17 protein-coding genes are annotated in these 16,879 nt (G+C 47.0%); 12 read left to right on the forward strand and 5 right to left on the reverse strand.

The annotated features are described in order from the left end of the window. Positions 1-65 precede the first annotated feature (65 nt). Complete coding sequence (locus tag F459_RS0101660) at positions 66-1,163, reverse strand: amino acid ABC transporter substrate-binding protein (RefSeq protein WP_020610998.1); 1,098 nt, start codon at positions 1,161-1,163, stop codon at positions 66-68. Between the two features lie 264 nt (positions 1,164-1,427). Between F459_RS0101660 and F459_RS0101665 the strand changes: the two genes are divergently transcribed. Beyond that, positions 1,428-2,855 carry an amidohydrolase gene (locus tag F459_RS0101665; RefSeq protein WP_020610999.1) on the forward strand — a complete coding sequence of 476 codons (1,428 nt, stop codon included), beginning with the start codon at positions 1,428-1,430 and terminating at the stop codon, positions 2,853-2,855. 31 nt (positions 2,856-2,886) lie between these two features. Here the strand turns inward: F459_RS0101665 and F459_RS0101670 are convergent, their stop codons facing one another. After that, the gene (locus tag F459_RS0101670) at positions 2,887-3,135 is read right to left on the reverse strand and encodes an ABC transporter permease (protein ID WP_020611000.1); all 249 of its coding nucleotides are present in this window, start codon (positions 3,133-3,135) and stop codon (positions 2,887-2,889) included. Between the two features lie 405 nt (positions 3,136-3,540). Here F459_RS0101670 and F459_RS0101675 point away from each other — a divergent pair, with 405 nt between their 5' ends. The 5 genes from F459_RS0101675 (at position 3,541) to F459_RS0101695 (ending at position 8,419) form a co-directional block, all read left to right on the forward strand. Further along, positions 3,541-4,233: a FadR/GntR family transcriptional regulator gene (locus F459_RS0101675; RefSeq protein WP_020611001.1), complete on the forward strand. Its 693-nt coding sequence runs from the start codon at positions 3,541-3,543 to the stop codon at positions 4,231-4,233. Between the two features lie 100 nt (positions 4,234-4,333). Continuing rightward, the gene (locus tag F459_RS0101680; protein ID WP_020611002.1) at positions 4,334-5,176 is read left to right on the forward strand and encodes an MBL fold metallo-hydrolase; all 843 of its coding nucleotides are present in this window, start codon (positions 4,334-4,336) and stop codon (positions 5,174-5,176) included. Positions 5,177-5,202: 26 nt separating this feature from the next. Beyond that, positions 5,203-6,546: a GntP family permease gene (locus F459_RS0101685; protein WP_020611003.1), complete on the forward strand. Its 1,344-nt coding sequence runs from the start codon at positions 5,203-5,205 to the stop codon at positions 6,544-6,546. A gap of 90 nt (positions 6,547-6,636) precedes the next feature. After that, positions 6,637-7,272: a tetratricopeptide repeat protein gene (locus tag F459_RS0101690; RefSeq protein ID WP_020611004.1), complete on the forward strand. Its 636-nt coding sequence runs from the start codon at positions 6,637-6,639 to the stop codon at positions 7,270-7,272. Position 7,273: 1 nt separating this feature from the next. Beyond that, a complete protein-coding gene (locus tag F459_RS0101695; RefSeq protein ID WP_020611005.1) occupies positions 7,274-8,419 on the forward strand; it encodes a glycerate kinase in 1,146 nt (381 codons plus the stop codon). A gap of 78 nt (positions 8,420-8,497) precedes the next feature. Here the strand turns inward: F459_RS0101695 and F459_RS0101700 are convergent, their stop codons facing one another. Beyond that, entirely contained in the window at positions 8,498-9,478 is a 981-nt protein-coding gene (locus tag F459_RS0101700) for a YeiH family protein (RefSeq protein ID WP_020611006.1), read from the reverse strand. Positions 9,479-9,645: 167 nt separating this feature from the next. Beyond that, the gene (locus F459_RS0101705; protein WP_020611007.1) at positions 9,646-10,326 is read right to left on the reverse strand and encodes a hypothetical protein; all 681 of its coding nucleotides are present in this window, start codon (positions 10,324-10,326) and stop codon (positions 9,646-9,648) included. Positions 10,327-10,505: 179 nt separating this feature from the next. Between F459_RS0101705 and F459_RS0101710 the strand changes: the two genes are divergently transcribed. Both F459_RS0101710 and F459_RS0101715 read left to right on the forward strand, forming a co-directional pair. Next, positions 10,506-11,615: an FIST signal transduction protein gene (locus F459_RS0101710; protein ID WP_020611008.1), complete on the forward strand. Its 1,110-nt coding sequence runs from the start codon at positions 10,506-10,508 to the stop codon at positions 11,613-11,615. Between the two features lie 5 nt (positions 11,616-11,620). Beyond that, positions 11,621-12,436 carry a methyl-accepting chemotaxis protein gene (locus tag F459_RS0101715; RefSeq protein ID WP_013255844.1) on the forward strand — a complete coding sequence of 272 codons (816 nt, stop codon included), beginning with the start codon at positions 11,621-11,623 and terminating at the stop codon, positions 12,434-12,436. A 64-nt stretch (positions 12,437-12,500) separates the two neighbouring features. Here F459_RS0101715 and F459_RS0101720 read toward each other — a convergent pair whose 3' ends face one another. Then, positions 12,501-12,851, reverse strand: a complete 351-nt coding sequence (locus tag F459_RS0101720; protein ID WP_154651598.1) for a hypothetical protein — start codon at positions 12,849-12,851, stop codon at positions 12,501-12,503. Between the two features lie 21 nt (positions 12,852-12,872). Between F459_RS0101720 and F459_RS23125 the strand changes: the two genes are divergently transcribed. The 4 genes from F459_RS23125 to F459_RS0101740 form a co-directional block, all read left to right on the forward strand. Continuing rightward, a complete protein-coding gene (locus tag F459_RS23125; protein ID WP_081623706.1) occupies positions 12,873-13,610 on the forward strand; it encodes an FAD-dependent oxidoreductase in 738 nt (245 codons plus the stop codon). Positions 13,611-13,708: 98 nt separating this feature from the next. Next, positions 13,709-14,125, forward strand: a complete 417-nt coding sequence (locus tag F459_RS23130) for an FAD binding domain-containing protein (RefSeq protein ID WP_407636020.1) — start codon at positions 13,709-13,711, stop codon at positions 14,123-14,125. Positions 14,126-14,296: 171 nt separating this feature from the next. Then, entirely contained in the window at positions 14,297-16,639 is a 2,343-nt protein-coding gene (locus tag F459_RS0101735) for a GAF domain-containing protein (protein WP_020611010.1), read from the forward strand. Between the two features lie 42 nt (positions 16,640-16,681). Continuing rightward, on the forward strand, positions 16,682-16,879 hold a 198-nt coding region (locus F459_RS0101740; protein ID WP_020611011.1), incomplete at its 3' end, for a transposase.

The following is a 16,879-nucleotide window of genomic DNA, read 5'->3' on the forward strand; positions in this document are numbered from 1 at the left end:
GTGATCGTAAGGATGCCGCCCGACTGGTGCCGGACGGCTTGCAAACGGACCGAAGGAGTGCGCGCTTAGCGGATAGGCATTCCGTACTGGATTCCTCCCTTGGTCCACAGGGCATTGAGCCCCCTGGATATGTTCAGTGGTGAACCGCTTCCCAGGTTTCGTTCGAAGCTTTCACCATAGTTGCCGATATATTTAATGATGTTGTAACCGGCGTTGTTCTCCAGGCCGAAACCCTCCCATACACCGCCTTCGGAGCCGAGCAGCCTTTTGACGTTGGGGTTGTCGCTCGTTTCCTTCATTTCGTCCACATTATCCGAGGTAATACCGTATTCCTCGGCATTGAGCATGGCGAAAAGGGCCCATTTCACAATATTGAACCATTCATCGTCGCCCTGCCTGACAACCGGCCCCAAAGGTTCTTTCGAGATCAGTTCGGGAAGCATGATGAAGTTTTCAGGTTCCTTGAATTTGGTTCTGAGGGCGTACAACTGTGACTGGTCGCTGGTAACTGCGTCGGCTCGTCCCGCTTCAAGGGCCGCCGATGCCTGATCGTTTTTTTCAAAGGTGATCAGCTCGAAGTCCATATTGTTTTTTCGAAAATAATCGGAGAGGTTGAGCTCGGTAGTCGTTCCTGACTGCACCGCGACGGTTGCCCCGTCGAGATCTGCCAGGGACGTAATCCCCGAGCCTTTGGCAACCATGAAGCCCTGACCGTCGTAATAGTTGACACCGGAAAAGTTTACGCCCAACTGGCTGTCCCTGGTCGCTGTCCAGGTTGTGACACGGACAAGCACGTCGATTTCACCCGACTGAAGCGCAGTGAAGCGTTCCTTTGCACTCAATGGACGGCATTCGATCGCGTCGGGATCTCCGAGTACGGCGGCGGCGACGGCTCTTCCCAGATCGACGTCGAAACCCTGCCATATGCCTTCGCTGTCGGGGGCCGAATATCCGGGGATCCCCGCTGTTACCCCCACGATGACCTTGCCCCGTTCCTTCACCAGCTCCAGGGTCGATTTACCCGTTTCCGGGGCAGCCGTCGATGATTCCGCTGCCGCCGGCTCTTCGGATTTCGAAGATCCGCAGGAAGCCAGCGCAATTGTCACGAATACGGCAAGGAATAGGCCCCAAAGGGCTGTTCGTCTTGATCGCTTGTTTACCATTTTTCTCTCCATCCTTTTCGTTTTAGATATATATGCAATATTCGTACCGAATGGTGGTTGTATTGTGAGGAAAAGCGAAAAATAGGGTAAAAGTGCTGTATCTTTTAAGAAAAAGCCTGCTTATGCCCTCGTTTTTATGAAAAATAGATGCTCATCAGATTCTCAGTAGGACTTATTGTCTATTATATACATACGTAAATGTAATAAATACAAAACTATACTACAAATATGTATGGAGTATGATACTCTTCCTGCCCCCCCCTCGTGGCATCATTTGGTGGAGAACATGGGAGTATTAGCCTTTCCCTCTGTTCCCTGATGTTTGATTCGAATATAGTGATTGCGTCAATTGTAGATGATAAAGGTATAAAAATGATTCATCGTATCGAAACAATTGTAAATGATCTGACGAAGACGATAATTACGTATCGAAGAGATTTCCATCGATACGCCGAGACCGGGTGGCTCGAGGTTCGAACGGCCTCTTTGATTGCGCGAAGGCTCGACCAGCTGGGCTATGAGGTCAGGGTTGGAGCTTCTGTTCTCAAAGCCTCAGAAAGGATGGGGTTGCCCGATCCCGAGGCCCTGAAGATCCAATATCTCAGGGCCCTGGAGCAGGGCGCCGACCCTGAATATGCCGAACTCGTAAAGAATGGTTTCACGGCCGTTGTTGGTATCATAAAAAATGGGGACGGCCCTGTGCGGGCCGCCCGTTTTGACATTGACGCGGTGCAGGTTCCGGAATCGAATGATCCCGGGCATCTTCCCTTTGCCGAGGGATTTGCTTCGGTGAATCCGAATATGATGCATGCCTGCGGCCACGATGCCCATGCTGCCATAGGTCTCGGTGTGGCGGAAACCCTGGCAAGGTTGAAGGATGAACTACACGGAACAGTTAAACTAATCTTTCAGCCTGCGGAGGAAGGGGTTAGAGGAGCAAAGGCAATGACCGCTTCCGGAATTGTCGATGATGTTGATTACATGATCGGTGGCCATATAGGAATAGTTCCTCATGCATGTGGCAAAGTTTCGTTTCGTTTGGCAGGGTTTCTTGCCACTACAAAGATCGATGTCTACTATGAAGGGAAACCGAGTCATGCCGCAGGGGCTCCTGAACGTGGAAAAAATGCTTTGCTTGCCGCTGTGACGGCAACGGCCAATATTCACAGCATTTCGGCCCACAGCAAGGGAAGAAGCATGGTGAATGTCGGATGCCTGAACGCCGGTACGGGCAGGAACGTCATACCCGCCACAGCCTTTATGTCACTTGAAACGCGAGGCTCCACATCGGAAATTAACGAGTATGTAAAAGAACGGGTGCTGAGGATCGTCGATGCAGCAGCGGAAATGTATGAGGTACAAAAGAAGGTAGTTTTCATGGGAGAGTCTGAAACTGCAGTCGGAAATCAGGATTTTATCGAATATGCCGAAAAGATTGTTGCCGGGAATAGGCATATCGAAGCGATCGTCTCCGAGCCTATTCTTCTGGCGGGAAGTGAAGATTATACCTGCTTCATGAAAGCGGTACAGAAGAGGGGAGGGAAGGCCTTGTTCATGCTGTATGGAACCGACATGAAAGAGACACACCACAATTCGGCCTTCGATATCGATGAAAGGAGCCTTCCCATTGCCGTAACAACCATTTCTTGGCTGCTTTTATCCTTAAACAACGGAATGCGAACAGCAGTGTGATAATCAACAGCCGCAGAGATCGTGTCCGCTTTTACTCGTATCGCAGCGCTTCGATGGGATAGAGATTTGCTGCCTTTCTTGCCGGATAGTATCCGAAAAAGATTCCCACTCCGGCGGCGAACAGGGCCGAAACGATGACGACGATCGGATCGATCACGGTGGGAATGTTTGCAAACCGATTGACGAACAAGGCTGCAATAACGGAGATGATGATACCGATGAGGCCCCCCATCAGGCTCAGCAGGATCGATTCTGAGAGAAATTGGAGGAGAACATCCACCGTCCCTACCGCCTCAAGAGTGCCGGAGCTGGTAACGGTATTCTCGATGTCGCCTCGTTCTATCGTGGTAAAGACATAATGGGTTTTTGCTGCTTTCTATGTGCATCCTGCACATAGAAGGACAAATCCTATCATGACGAGCAGCAATTCTTTTTTCGTGATGCGCTGTTGTATCAAATTCATCTTCATGTATACTCCCAGATACCTGATGGTGGTATGCTAAGCACTTTTTTCCCTCTTGGATAACGGGCTCTATCCCGCCGGCGGCGACCTTTTACAGAACGTTTACATTGCCGAAGCAATCTTTACAATTGTGTACCCGAAAGAAATGAAGATGCCTTCTTTATGGCCGAGTCCTGGTACTTGCTTGATGGAAAGCTATCTTAACGAGTACAATAGAGCCATATGAAATCGCTTAAAAAGGAAAGGGTCTCGCTTCTGGTTACGGATGCAATAAAGGAGATTATCGACTCTGAACATCTGAAACCGGGTGATAAACTTTATAGTGAGAATGAGTTAGCGAATAAACTTGAGGTAAGCCGTTCTTCTGTCCGTGAGGCAGTAAGGATGCTTGAGGTTACCGGGATCGTTAAGGTTTTTCAGGGGAAGGGGATTTTCATAAGTGCGCCCGAAGAGAATGATTGTCCGATTCGAAGTTGGGTCGTAGATAACATGGAACTATTGAAGGAGCATTTTGAAGTTCGTCTTCTTATAGAGCCCCATGCCGCCTCGTTGGCGGCCAAATGGGCAAGTAAAGAGGCTCTTGCCGAATTAGCAGCGCATTACTCTCTGTTTTGTGATTTTGTCCGGCAGAAGAACCTTGTGGAAGCCATAGAGAAGGATAGTGCCTTTCATCTTTTAATTGCCAAAATGACAAAAAACCGCACGCTTTCTGTTTTAATGAATACCATGACCAAAACGCTGAATGAGGGCTGGTTCGCCAGTTTAAATATGCCGGGGCGATTGGAGCGGACGGTTGATGAGCACGGTGAAATTCTAAAGACTCTTCAAGTGGGTGATGGTGTGACAGCTGCACGGCTCATGACCGACCACCTTCATAATGCCCTGGAAGACATCAAGGCCTATACTCACATATAGCATAAAAAACAGTTTGACAGATAAGAGATTTGCTTTTACAATCTTTACTTGTCAGACAACAGATAACATACAACTTTATGGAAAGGAAATTGCTTCACCAATGAGCATAACAATAACAACCTTAATTGAGAATTCCATAGGTGAGCACAAGGGGCTTTCCGGAGAACATGGGCTTTCATTCTTTATCGACAAAGATGGGGAGATGCTTCTTTTCGACACCGGCAGCAGCCGGAGGTTTATTGACAATGCAAAAAAACTGTTAGTTGATGTTGGACATGTTCGCCATGTAATTCTTAGCCATGGTCACTATGACCACACAGGAGGCTTCCGCCCCTTTGTTGAAGCGTATCCCGATTCTCAGTATACGTTATGGACGGGGAAGGGGTTTTTTGAGAAAAAATATGGTATATATGGTCCTTCCCTCCAATATCTTGGTAATGATTTTGACGAACAGTTCCTTGAGACCCGTTCAATCATTCATAAAGAGGTCACAGCTGATACTACCGAAATTGCTCCGGGGACCTGGATTGTTACGAACTTTAAGAAGATTCATTCCGAAGAGGTTATAAACCCACGGTTTGTGATCCGGGATGATACGACACATAGAGCGTATCCTGATGAATTTCGTGATGAAGTGCTATTAGTCTTAGAAGCTGCAAAGGGACTCGTGGTTCTTGTTGGATGTGCCCATCCAGGAATTCTCAATATGCTTGATACGGTAGCAGCGCGCTTTGATAAGCCTATCTACGCCCTTCTCGGGGGGACCCATCTCGTTGAAGCCTCAAGCCGGCGGATCCGTTATGTTATTGACGATTTCATAAAGCGAAAGATTTCGATCATGGGAGTTTCTCACTGTACAGGAGAAAAGGCCGTCTCTTTTCTGGAAGAACGAAGTCATTCTTCTTTCAGAAATAGTACAGGTTCAACTTTAATTATCGAATAATCACAGATTAAGAAAGGAGAGAGGAAATGCCTGGATGGTATCTATTCCTTGCGGTCATCATTGCCATAGTGGGAATGGTGTTATTAATTTCAAAATTGAACTGGCATCCCTTTGTGGTTCTGCTTTTAGCAGCCTATTTTGTCGGAATTGTCTGTGGTATACCCGTAGACGATTTGATCAGTACCATTACCTCTGGTTTCGGCAGCATTCTCGGTAGCATCGGGATTGTTATTCTTGCGGGGACAATCATCGGAACTATTCTGGAAAAAACCGGTGCTGCATTGACAATGGCAAATGCCATTCTAAAGGTTGTGGGAAAAAAACGGGCTCCGTTAACCATGAGCCTTACCGGTTACGTGGTTAGTATTCCTGTTTTTTGCGATTCAGGGTTCGTCATCCTTTCGCCTATCAATAGGGCCTTGGCGGAAAAATCGGGGATTTCACTGGCCGTTATGGCCACCTGTCTCAGCTCTGGGCTTTATGCCACCCATTGTCTGGTTCCACCTACACCTGGTCCCATTATCATGGCCGGGACCCTAAAAGCCGATTTAGGCTTGGTTATCTTACTCGGCCTTGCCGTTTCGATCCCTGTACTTTTGGCCGGCTACTTTTATGCGTTGAAAATTTCCAGCAGATACGATATCCCCGCCAATCCGGAGGTGACTCTCGATGAGCTGATGGACAAGTATGGGAAACTCCCTAACGCTTTGCGCTCTTTTGCTCCGATATTATTGCCCATCATCCTCATTGCTTTCAAATCTATTGCCGATTTTCCTTCGGCCCCATTTGGATCCGGAGTTGCAAAGTCTTTCTTTGATTTTATTGGAAATCCCGTTACCGCCCTTATTCTCGGTATCGGCCTCGCCGTAACGCTTATCCCGAAAGCCGAACCCAAAGGTACCTCGTTCAAATGGATGAGTGAAGGGATCGTCAGCGCTGCAGGAATCCTTGCCATAACAGGTGCAGGCGGTTCTCTGGGCCAGGTGCTCCGGGCCCTTCCGATCGCCGATGTTCTTTCCAGCTCACTTATAGAGATGCATGCGGGGCTTCTTATCCCCTTTATCATAGCCGCCCTGCTCAAAACCGCTATGGGAGCTTCCACCGTATCGATGATTGTTACTTCTGCTATGATTGCTCCTCTTATGGGAGACATGGGGATGACTTCCGAGATTGCCAAGGTCCTTACGGTCCTTGCCATCGGTGCCGGATCCATGACCGTCTCTCATGCAAACGATAGCTACTTCTGGGTCGTTTCTCAATTTTCCGATATGGATACCTCGACGGCATACAAAACCCAAACCGGGGTTACCCTTGTGGAGGGAGTTGTAGCCATCATCGTTATCATGATACTCGGGGCCATCTTCATCTAAACACCAGTAAAAAACGATTTCATAACGGAATAATACCGGATACTATTATGTGTCCGGTATTATTAGATGCAATAGTGACACGAGGGGCCTATGGGAATTCTTGATCGTTATTACGAGCGAAGGACGCTCAATGCCATGGTGCAAAGCCAATGGGCAGAGGCTGAACGGTATTTGTTAAAAATGATGAAACGACGGCCTGGCGTATTGGGATTGAATTACAATATGGGAGTCGTCTTGTTGGCCCAAAAGAAATTCGATCAGGCCGAAGCCCTTCTTACACAGAGCATCGATCGTTTTGGAAGGAGCCTCCGCTTATGCCGCCTTTTGGCTGATATCTACTATTACTGGGGTAAGGGATCGTCGGCTGCCTCGTGGTACCACAAGGCTTTGGAAGAGGAACCTGCGGAGAAAGAGAAAAAGCTGATACAGCTTCGATTGAAGCTTTTGAAGGACGAAGATCGTTATTCACATATTGCGGAAAATGCACGCTTAGTAGAAGAGGCCCGTTCTCTTATGAAAAGCGATCCTGCAAAGGCCCTGGAACTCTACCTTGAGGCGGCCGAATATGATCCTTCTGATATTGAATCCCTGAATAATATCGGGAGCCTTTATATGAATCATATGCATCAAAGCGATAAGGCGGCAGCCTTTTTCCGGAAGGTCCTCGATCTCGTAGATAATCAGGCTGTCGCCGGAAATCTTTTAAAAGCTGAAAAGGAAATATAATATGAAGATCGTCATAGCTACAGATTCCTACAAAGGAAGTAACTCTGCAGAGCAGGTGTGCTTGGCTATCAAAGAGGGCATGCAACGGATTCTGGGCGAGCAGGAATATCATATCGTTCCCATTGCCGACGGAGGCGAGGGAACAACGGATACCGTGGTAAGGGCCCTTGGAGGCGAAAAACGACGCTGCCGGGTGACAGACCCCTTGGGAAGAACAGTAGAGGCGGAGTGGGGGATGCTTCCGGGGCAAAAAGCCGTTTTGGAGATGGCCGCTGCCTCTGGCCTTCCTCTTGTTCCGGAAAATAAGCGGGACCCTTCTCTTTCCACTACGTATGGAACCGGAGAACTCATGAAAGCCGTCCTGGATGCCGGTTGCAAAGAGATCCTTCTTGGTATCGGAGGCAGTGCCACAAACGACGGCGGTGCAGGGATGGCACAGGCACTGGGAATTTCCTTGAAAGACAAATCGGGAAACGAGATTAAACGGGGAGGGGCGGCACTGCTTTCCCTTGATTCCATAGATGTTTCCCGCATGGACCCCCGTATTAAAGACATAAAACTCATTACGGCGTGTGATGTCACTAATCCCCTCTGCGGTCCCCAAGGGGCCTCAGCTACCTATGGACCGCAGAAGGGGGCAAGTCCCGCCATGGTGAAAGAGCTGGATCGTGCTCTGGCTCATTATGCCGAAATTGTAGAACGGGACCTCCATATCTCCATCGCCGAACTTCCCGGCAGCGGGGCGGCCGGAGGCCTTGGCGGAGGGCTTGTCGGTTTGTTGGGTGCGGAACTGCGGCCGGGAATTGATGCGGTCCTGAGCATGCTTGATTTTAGTGAGCTGGTACGGGATGCGGACCTTGTCATTACCGGAGAAGGGAAACTTGACCGGCAGACCCCTTTCGGAAAGGTCCCTGCCGGGGTCGCTCTTTGGACAAAAAGGGCCGGAGAGATCCCGGTCATTGCCATTGTAGGGGATATCGGTGATGGGTTTGAAGCTGTGTATGATGTGGGTATCAATGCGGTAATCAGCACAGTGAACAGGGCTATGACGCTCGCCGAGGCTATGGAAAAAGGGCGGGACCTCCTTGTAGAGACGGGGGAGCGGGTAGCGCGATTGCTTACCATTGGAAAGAGGCTCGCCGTATAGATCACGTTTTGTGCAGCCTTTGTCATATCCAAACGGCTATGAATATACATCACCAGGATTCCGAACACTGACATCATACTAATGCAGAAGCATGATGAGCAGGAGGCTGAAAGCAATTTGGCAGCCCCAGGTGAGCATGCCGATTCCGAGAGCGGTTCTGCCGCCTCTGATAAGCTGGTGGAGGGTGATCTTCATGCCGATACCTGCCATTGCCACCGTAAGAAGCAATTTGCTGATTAGCTTGATCCCCTCGGCTGCGGGTGCGGGTATTATTTCCAGTGAGCGTATAACCGAAAAGAGGATAAAGAAAAGAATGTAAGACGGTATACCGGGGAGTTTCTCATCTCCAAGCTTTTTCCCTGTTTTTCGTTTCCTGATTCCCCCGAGGATAAGGACCAATGGGGTAAGAAGAAGGATTCTTCCCATTTTTACTATTGTTGCTGTCTGCCCTATTGCATCTGAAAGAGAGAATCCTGCCGCTGTTACCTGCCCCACTGCCTGGAGGGTGTCGCCTATAAGGATACCCTTTCCTGCGTTTGGGAACCCCTTCCACACAAAGAAAATTCCGGGAAGTAAAAATATTCCCACTGTCCCGAGAAGATTAATAACGGCGATGGATACGCCCACATCCTCTTCTTCTGCCTTTATGACCCCTTGAGCCGCAGCAATTGCAGAACTTCCACAGACTGCATTTCCAATTCCCACAAGCAGGCTGAGATTACGTTCCGCTTTTAGGATTTTTCCCCAAAAAAGTCCCATACCGATAGTAAAGATAACTCCTGTAAGAATAATAACAATAGTGGAATACCCCAGGGAAAGGAGTACGCGGTAATCGAGTTCCAGGCCGAGTAAGGCAATAGCCCAGGTTAAAATCTTTTTCTCTGCAAAACGTACTCCCTCTTTTGTTATATCAGGAAGCCTTACAATGTTGGCGGTAAGCACTCCGAGCAGAATTGATATCGTTACACTTCCCAGAGGAATATATCGAGCGACTATAAACGAGACTCCGCCTATGATGATGCACATTACCAGGCCCGGCAAGATGTTTAACAATTTCATGGCAACTCCTTGCCGGGAGGATAGAGAAAATAACTCTTTATGTATAATTATATTTTATGCTGAATTGATAATGAAATATTATGAATGATGAACTTGATTATTGCTAACATAAGAAGCAACGGCACGGATGCTCCGTCGCCATAGGGCGAAGCATCCGCATAGAGGGGTTACTTTTTTTGCAGGTTCGAGATGAGTATTTTGATTTCGTTGTATGTCAATTCTTTTGGTGAGGCTGAGGCTCTTCCTCCCAGATAGCAGAGGGTCGTTTCCTCATCTTCAAGTGCCATCTTGTTGAATATGTATTGAAAACGAAGAGAGATCTGCTTCTTTGTAGCAGCCTCTTCTCCCTGGCCTTCTTCGATGGTTCCGTCAGTCAAAAAACGGAAGTCCATGTACAAGCTGTTCTGTTTATCCGTACTATCGTACTGGGCGACTACTTTTTCCAGATAAGAGGCAAGTCGCTTTGCTCCGTCGGGAGTAATCACAACCCCACCGCTTACCTCATCGAAGGGTTTTACCTTGGCCTCTGGGTTTGTATTTCCTTCGCCAAGAACCACCATATCATCATCGACGCGATACACGTAGATGCGATCTCCCGGAGTACTCATTCTCCGAGCCGTCACATTATCCGTTACGACCTTACCTTCTACCGGGGTGACTTCATAGAATCCCACGGTCCCTGCTTCCGGGCCCTCACTCCGAATCGATGCCGGCAGCATCGTACAGCCGGAAACCATGGCAAGGATAAGAAGACCCAAAAGGTACTTCACAACCTTACCGGAAAGCCTTGTCCCTTTCCCCGTCAAAGGCGAGGATAAGGCATCTACTGTTGAACGTACTTTTCTCATTTGCCTATCGTCCTTCATTATATTTTGTAGTGAGAATATACTATTTCTTTTTTTATTTCCATACCGATTGCTTCTGCAATTTCGGGGATACGTAGGTTCTCTTTTGACAATGCATACTTTTTTTTATTGTCATTATGAATGCTCTAGTATATTCTGCTCCAACGAGGGTTCAAAATACTATGTCAGTTCTTACAGCGGCTACAGCCGGAGAAGATATTGATCCGGTCTTGCAGGCGATCTCGCAGGAAAATGTTCGGATCGTTTTGTATTTTTTCTCTGTCGATTATAAAAAGTTGAACATAGAGGCGACTATCCACCAGTGGTTTCCCGAGGCCGTATGCCTCGGCTCATCGATGATCGGTGGGTGGGGACCGAACGGACCGATGGAAAAAGGTTTTACGGCCATGTCGCTTTCCTCTGATGAGGTGGAAACAGTGGTTTCCTCTTTTCGTGAAGGTGTTAAAGCACATCCACGACAGACGGCACGTGAAATCGTCGAGGATATTGCTCATCAGCTTCCTGAAGGTGAAGTAAATCCCGCCGATTACATTGGAATCGTACTTATCGACGGACTGTCGTTGGGTGAGTTGCTGATGAAAGAGTTTACCACCGCAAAGAAGTTCACCTTCCCCATTGTCGGCGGAGCGGCGGCAGATGAACTAACATTTACCGAAACATTGGTTGCGCATAATTCCAGAATGTCCAGCGACGGAGCGGCCGTAGCGGTAATGAAGATGAAGGTTCCTTTTTTCTATGATCATTTTGTTCATTATTTGCCTACCGGGAAGGAGTTCCTTATCACCCGTGCTGATCCGCAACGGCGTATTGTGTGGGAAATAAATCATATGCCTGCAGCCGATTATTACGCTAAGCTGCTGAATCTGCCGGGTCCGAAGGCGATCGACCATATCCATTTTTCACGGAATCCTTTGGGAGTGGTCATAGGCGACAGGGTTTATACACGAAGCCCCAATGCGGTAATAGATGGAAAGGGGTTGCAGTTTTACTGCTTCATAGAGGCCGGTACTAAAATGCAACTCTTAAAACAGGGTGATATTCTTGAAAATGCCAGAGATGCACTACGAAAAGCCGAAGATTATGTATATCCCATTCAGGGAGTGGTCCTCTTTAATTGTGTCCTTCGGTATCTTGAAATGAAAGAGGATGGCAAATTGGAGAGCTTTCATCAGATTTTTTCATCCCTTCCTTACATAGGCTTTAATACTTACGGAGAGGAATTGTTCACTCATCACAACCAGACTCTTACCGCCTTGTTCATCGGGAGATAGACACAATGGGCCAAGCACATGCGACGACCAGGATAAGCAACGGGAAAAAGATACTGCATTACTTCGCGAGTAAAATCAATGCGATCGTTTTTGAAATTATATCGCGAAGTCAGCTTCTGAATATTACGATCCAGTATTTGCATGAACAATTCGCTAAATTAACCGAGGTCATTGGGACCGTCAGGTCAACCTTCCAGCAGCGAATGGAACGTTTGCTTGATGTTTTCTTGCGTTCCCGAGGCTACATCGAAGATGTGGAAGAGCATTTTTCTCATATCGATACATCTTTCGGCGATTCCTATAAGCTCGGACAGGCCTTGCAGTTGAAAGCCGAAGAGGCGGAGAAGCAGCTGAAGGAAATCGAAGATTTGTCCGAGATGACGAATATTCTTGCAATGAATGCTTCGATTCAGGCTGCCCGTGTCGGAACGGAAGGAGCGGGGTTCGCTGTTGTCGCCAAAGAGATCCGGCGGCATGGGGAGCAATCCCGGGAGATCGTTACTCAGGCATCTGCACAGCTGCATGAAATGATCGACTTAATCTTTCAGCTCGTAGACATCATGCAGTCCATCGGTGCTGAAGTCTCATCAAGCCGGGAAATCCTGCAAAAGCTTTTGGAAACAACCCAAAAGAGCAAAGATAGTGCCGATGAAGTTCAGGAAGATGTACAATCCATACTCAATGTGTTTCAGGAATATGATTCCCTTCGGGAAAGCTTGAATCGTATGATCGACCAATCAGCGGTTTCGAATACCGAGATTGAGGAAATCCTTCTATCCTTTCAGGCCGACCTCGCCGGTGTAAACCGTAAATTCCGTTGATGTTTGTAGAGGTCTCCAACTCTTCCCTGTGTGTATGCAAAGGAAAGAAGCCCTTTGTAGCCTGTCATTGGACTTCCAAACTCTTGCCGTCTTCAGGTTTCAGATTTTTCACACTACACAGGATATGGTTGCGGATGATGGTTTTGATCTCCATCGGTAGTGCAACATCATTGCTGTCCTTGTTTAGGGCTCTTCTAATAAACATCAGGTGCTCGGCGTAGCTAATAATGCTGCCGTTGATTGTTCGGCTTATTGTAATGGCCCACCTATGATTTTTGCTTCCTGTATACACCATGATAAGAAGTGCAAGGATATTTTCGCATTTTTGATATACAACGTTGGTAATAGGATAATAATCATCCGGATGATAAACTTGTTCCCAATACAGAAGGGTCAAGAATTCTTTATGCGGCATATCTAATGCAATATACAACTGATGATCAATCAATTTGCAGATCAATTCCCATGCACGTTGCCGAGAAATTTCTTGATATCCATATGCTGTTTCGATTTTCGAGTAAATGGGATTGTAATCAGAAGATATATATTGCGCAGCATAATCGAAAGCGAAGAAGAAATGCCTGCAAGTCGGGAAGAGATTGGCCGGGCGAGGGAAGAGGGCATTATCATTATGCCGTCCTGGGGGCTCTGCAACGTCATTGAGGAAAACGGCGTAGTGAAGGGTATGGAATTAAAGAAATGTATTTCTGTCAGAGATGAAAGCGAGGCCTTTAATCCCCAGTATGATGAAAATGAAAAAATAATCGTACATGCGGAAAATATCCTCATGGCTGTCGGGCAAAAAGTTGATTTATCCTTTCTTAACGAAAAATACCAGATCCAGTTAAACAAACGCGGCCTGATCGATATTTCGGAAGAAACCCAGATGACATCGCGCGAAGGTGTGTTCGCAGGCGGTGATGTTACAACCGGTCCTGCTACGGAGATAAAAGCTATAGCTACCGGTCATGCTGCGGCAAACGGCATGAATAGTTTTCTGGGAGTGGATACAACGCATGAATGCAGAAGTATGCAGTCGGACGACACTGATTTCCTGACTTTTGATTCCGAGGGGATAAAAGAGAAAAAAGCTTCCACATTAAAGGAAATTCCTGCTGGGGAAAGAAGTCTGGATAAGGAAGATTCTTTTAGTCTGTCAGAAGTGGGGCAATAAAAGAGGCCAGACGTTGTATGAACTGCGGCTGTTACTCGGTAAATCCATCAGATATTGCCCCGACTTTGGTTGCACTGGATGCTACTATTGTCACAAATATGAGGACCGTAAAAGCCCCGGAATTCTGTTGTAAAAACTTAAAGACTTCCGATACGCTGAAACCGGGAGAGCTTGTTACGGGTATAGAACTCCCTCTGATCAAGGGTGCAACCATGCATTATGATAAATTCCGTCTAAGGGATGCTGTCGATTTTGCCATTGTAAGTGTATCGTCGATGTACAGCGTCGAAAAGGGGAAATTTACCGGAGCAAGGATCGTTTTAGGCGGTGTTGCTCCTGTTCCGCTGCGCTTACAGCATGTGGAAGGCTTTTTAATTGGTAAGCATGTAACGGACGAAACGGCACAACAGGCTGCCGATTTAGCAACTCAAAATACGGTCGTCATGGCCAGAAATGCATATAAGGTGCAGGAACTAAAAGCATTAATAAAGGCCTCTATCTTAAGGATGCGGTAAAAATAGGCTGTACATTAGTGTTTTCTCAACGTTGATGTACAGCCTCCTATCCTTGTTATTATGAGCATCGACGCTGTTCTATGGGCTGGCCCTGTGGCAGATGGACCGGATTTTCTTGTTTTTGTATTTAAACCATGCAAAGAGCTGCGTGATCGTTTATAGTAACAGAAAATGAAGATCCATTTTAAATTTCAGATCAGTTTACTGATTTTGGTTTGTTGTATACTCATCATCTCTTCAGTTACAACGCTGCTTGCCGTTTTGTCGATTAGTAAACGGGTGAATACGGAAAAAGCCGGTCGGCTTTTTAGCGAAACGGGGAGCAGAGTTCAGGATGAATTGACAAAAATGCTTGTTCAGGCTCAAAAGTCGGTGAATCAGGCGGCAACAATTCCTGGAATCGCTGATAAGCAAAATGATGATGGATTATCCCTGCCTTTCATACACTATTTTGTCGAGATCTTAAACAATTACCCGGAAATTTATTCCGTGTATCGCGGTTTTTCCGATAATACCTTCCTTCAGTTAATTCATGCAGGTACCGACGAAAAGATCATACGTAAGCATGAAGCACCGAACGGGACTGTCTATATTCTACGTTCGATAATTATGACGAATCAAAATGGAGAGACAGCTCGCGAGTTATGGACCTATCTAAACGAAGACCTGGAGGTCGTTGGAAAGCGCGTACATGATGGGGTTGAGTATGTGGCATCATCTCGCCCCTGGTTTCTTTTGGCTCGGGAGAACCTGCAGGAAGGTGTGCTGACAGATACGTATCTCTTTGATTCTTTCCAGGAACCCGGCATAACTGCTGCCAAATCAGTAGGAACAGAGTGTGTCGTAGGTATAGATATAACGCTGGCAAGTTTGGAGGATTTTCTCAACAATCTTTATGTCTCTGAGAACTGTAAAACAGCCTTATTGGATGCTAAGGGTTCTATTCTTGCCTCGAATAGTAAATTTAAAGAGTGGATCGGTTCTTCAGCTGATTATTTGGCGCCTATTAAGCCTATTAATACGACATTTAATGATAATACCGACATGCAAAGTTTGAGTGAGGTTATCCTTCCCCCCACAAGGGCAGGATCGTTTTCCATACGCGATACATATATGATCTGGAGCCGTTCTTGGGAACCGATAGTGGGACATGTTTTTGATCTCATTATGATAGCCCCATCTGAGGATTTCTTGGGCTATCTGGCAGAGATGCGGCAGAGGGCTATTGCCTCCACTTTGTTACTACTTTGTCTGCTCTTCCCCTTTGTTATGTTTGGCAGTAGGAGGCTTAGTCACTTTCTTACTATCCTTGCACGTGAAGCAAGACGGATGAAGAATCTTGATTTCAGCGGCGATGTTCCTCAGAAAACGATCATAGTGGAATTTGCAGAATTATCTGAGGCATTTGCATTGATGAAAAGCGCCTTAAAAGCGAAGACGAAAGATTTACAGATTGCCACTGTGAAGCTTCAGCGAATAATCGACCTGGGAATAGCTATGTCTGTTGAAAGAAATACAGATCTTCTGACGGAGCTGATACTCAAAGGTGCAAAGGAAATAGGCGATGCCGACGGTGGAAGTTTATATCTCAAAAAGGGTGACCATCTGGAGTTCCAGGTAGTCTTGAATGATAGTTTGAACATAGCGCAGGGTGGGGTTGAGAAAGAAAGAGTCACACTACCGCATGTTCCATTATATAAGGAAAATGGGGAGCCTAATCGGAACAATGTGGTTTCCTGCGCAATACATGACCAGCGGACCATCGTCGTTGATAACGCTTATGAGAGTAAAGGGTATGATTTTACCGGTACAAGAGAATTCGACACATTAAACAACTACAAGTCGATTTCTTTTATGACTGTGCCTTTGCAGGTACAGGGAGGAGAGGTGATCGGTGCTCTGCAGCTGATCAATGCCCGTTCTCCTGTCGAAGGAGAGATTATTCCTTTCAGTGACTCGGTTAAGACGTTTATCGAGGCGTTAAGTGCTGAGGCTGCGGCCATCTATCAAACCAAAGCCCTTATCAACTCCAATGACAGACTTCTTGAGTCGTTTATTCAGCTCATAGCTGGTGCGATTGATACCAAAAGCCCCTATACCGGAGGACATTGTAAAAGAGTCCCGGAGCTGGCCATCATGCTGGCGAATGAAGCGGAACGGACCTCTGCGGGCCCGCTTGCTGATTTCAGGTTTTCTTCCGACGAGGAACGAAAGGCCTTTCGATATGGTGCCTGGCTCCATGACTGCGGTAAGATAACAACACCGGAATATGTGGTGGATAAATCAGTCAAATTGGAAACCATCAATAACCGGATTCATGAAATACGAATGCGCTTTGAGATTCTCCTCAGGGACCTGAAGATCGAAGAATTGGAAGCCGTTATGTCAGGAAAGAATCCTGCCGATGCCCGTACAGCAAGGGAGGAAGAGGAAGATAAACTATTTGACGACTTTTCATTTATTGCCGAGTGTAACCATGGCCCCCTGTGTCAACATAGATTACGCCTGATGTGAGAATTTAATTTCTTCATCAGAGAACAGAACTATGGAGACAGTATGAGGTACAGCAGAGCCATCAAAGAATCAGTCTTGAAAAAAGTCTTACCCCCTGAGAAGCGGAGTATCCGTGAGGTAGCCCTGGAATACGGCATAAACGATCAGACCATCCGAAACTGGATAGAGCAGGTAAATAACGGTATACTGAACCTGGATGCAGAGTTAGGACCTGCCGCTCTGGGCAACAGAGAAAAGTTT

The sequence above is a fragment of the Sediminispirochaeta bajacaliforniensis DSM 16054 genome, assembly GCF_000378205.1.
GTDB lineage: Bacteria > Spirochaetota > Spirochaetia > DSM-16054 > Sediminispirochaetaceae > Sediminispirochaeta > Sediminispirochaeta bajacaliforniensis.

What these genes read in the sequence shown, in the direction of transcription:
- F459_RS0101685 (WP_020611003.1), top strand. Translation starts at nt 5,203, where the DNA reads ATGCCTGGATGGTATCTATTCCTTGCGGTCATCATTGCCATAGTGGGA.
- F459_RS0101710 (WP_020611008.1), top strand. Translation starts at nt 10,506, where the DNA reads ATGTCAGTTCTTACAGCGGCTACAGCCGGAGAAGATATTGATCCGGTC.
- F459_RS0101715 (WP_013255844.1), top strand. Translation starts at nt 11,621, where the DNA reads ATGGGCCAAGCACATGCGACGACCAGGATAAGCAACGGGAAAAAGATA.
- F459_RS23125 (WP_081623706.1), top strand. Translation starts at nt 12,873, where the DNA reads ATGATCAATCAATTTGCAGATCAATTCCCATGCACGTTGCCGAGAAAT.
- F459_RS0101660 (WP_020610998.1), bottom strand. Translation starts at nt 1,163, where the DNA reads ATGGTAAACAAGCGATCAAGACGAACAGCCCTTTGGGGCCTATTCCTT.
- F459_RS0101700 (WP_020611006.1), bottom strand. Translation starts at nt 9,478, where the DNA reads ATGAAATTGTTAAACATCTTGCCGGGCCTGGTAATGTGCATCATCATA.
- F459_RS0101675 (WP_020611001.1), top strand. Translation starts at nt 3,541, where the DNA reads ATGAAATCGCTTAAAAAGGAAAGGGTCTCGCTTCTGGTTACGGATGCA.
- F459_RS0101695 (WP_020611005.1), top strand. Translation starts at nt 7,274, where the DNA reads ATGAAGATCGTCATAGCTACAGATTCCTACAAAGGAAGTAACTCTGCA.
- F459_RS0101680 (WP_020611002.1), top strand. Translation starts at nt 4,334, where the DNA reads ATGAGCATAACAATAACAACCTTAATTGAGAATTCCATAGGTGAGCAC.
- F459_RS0101720 (WP_154651598.1), bottom strand. Translation starts at nt 12,851, where the DNA reads ATGCCGCATAAAGAATTCTTGACCCTTCTGTATTGGGAACAAGTTTAT.
- F459_RS0101690 (WP_020611004.1), top strand. Translation starts at nt 6,637, where the DNA reads ATGGGAATTCTTGATCGTTATTACGAGCGAAGGACGCTCAATGCCATG.
- F459_RS23130 (WP_407636020.1), top strand. Translation starts at nt 13,709, where the DNA reads ATGAGGACCGTAAAAGCCCCGGAATTCTGTTGTAAAAACTTAAAGACT.
- F459_RS0101705 (WP_020611007.1), bottom strand. Translation starts at nt 10,326, where the DNA reads ATGAGAAAAGTACGTTCAACAGTAGATGCCTTATCCTCGCCTTTGACG.
- F459_RS0101735 (WP_020611010.1), top strand. Translation starts at nt 14,297, where the DNA reads ATGAAGATCCATTTTAAATTTCAGATCAGTTTACTGATTTTGGTTTGT.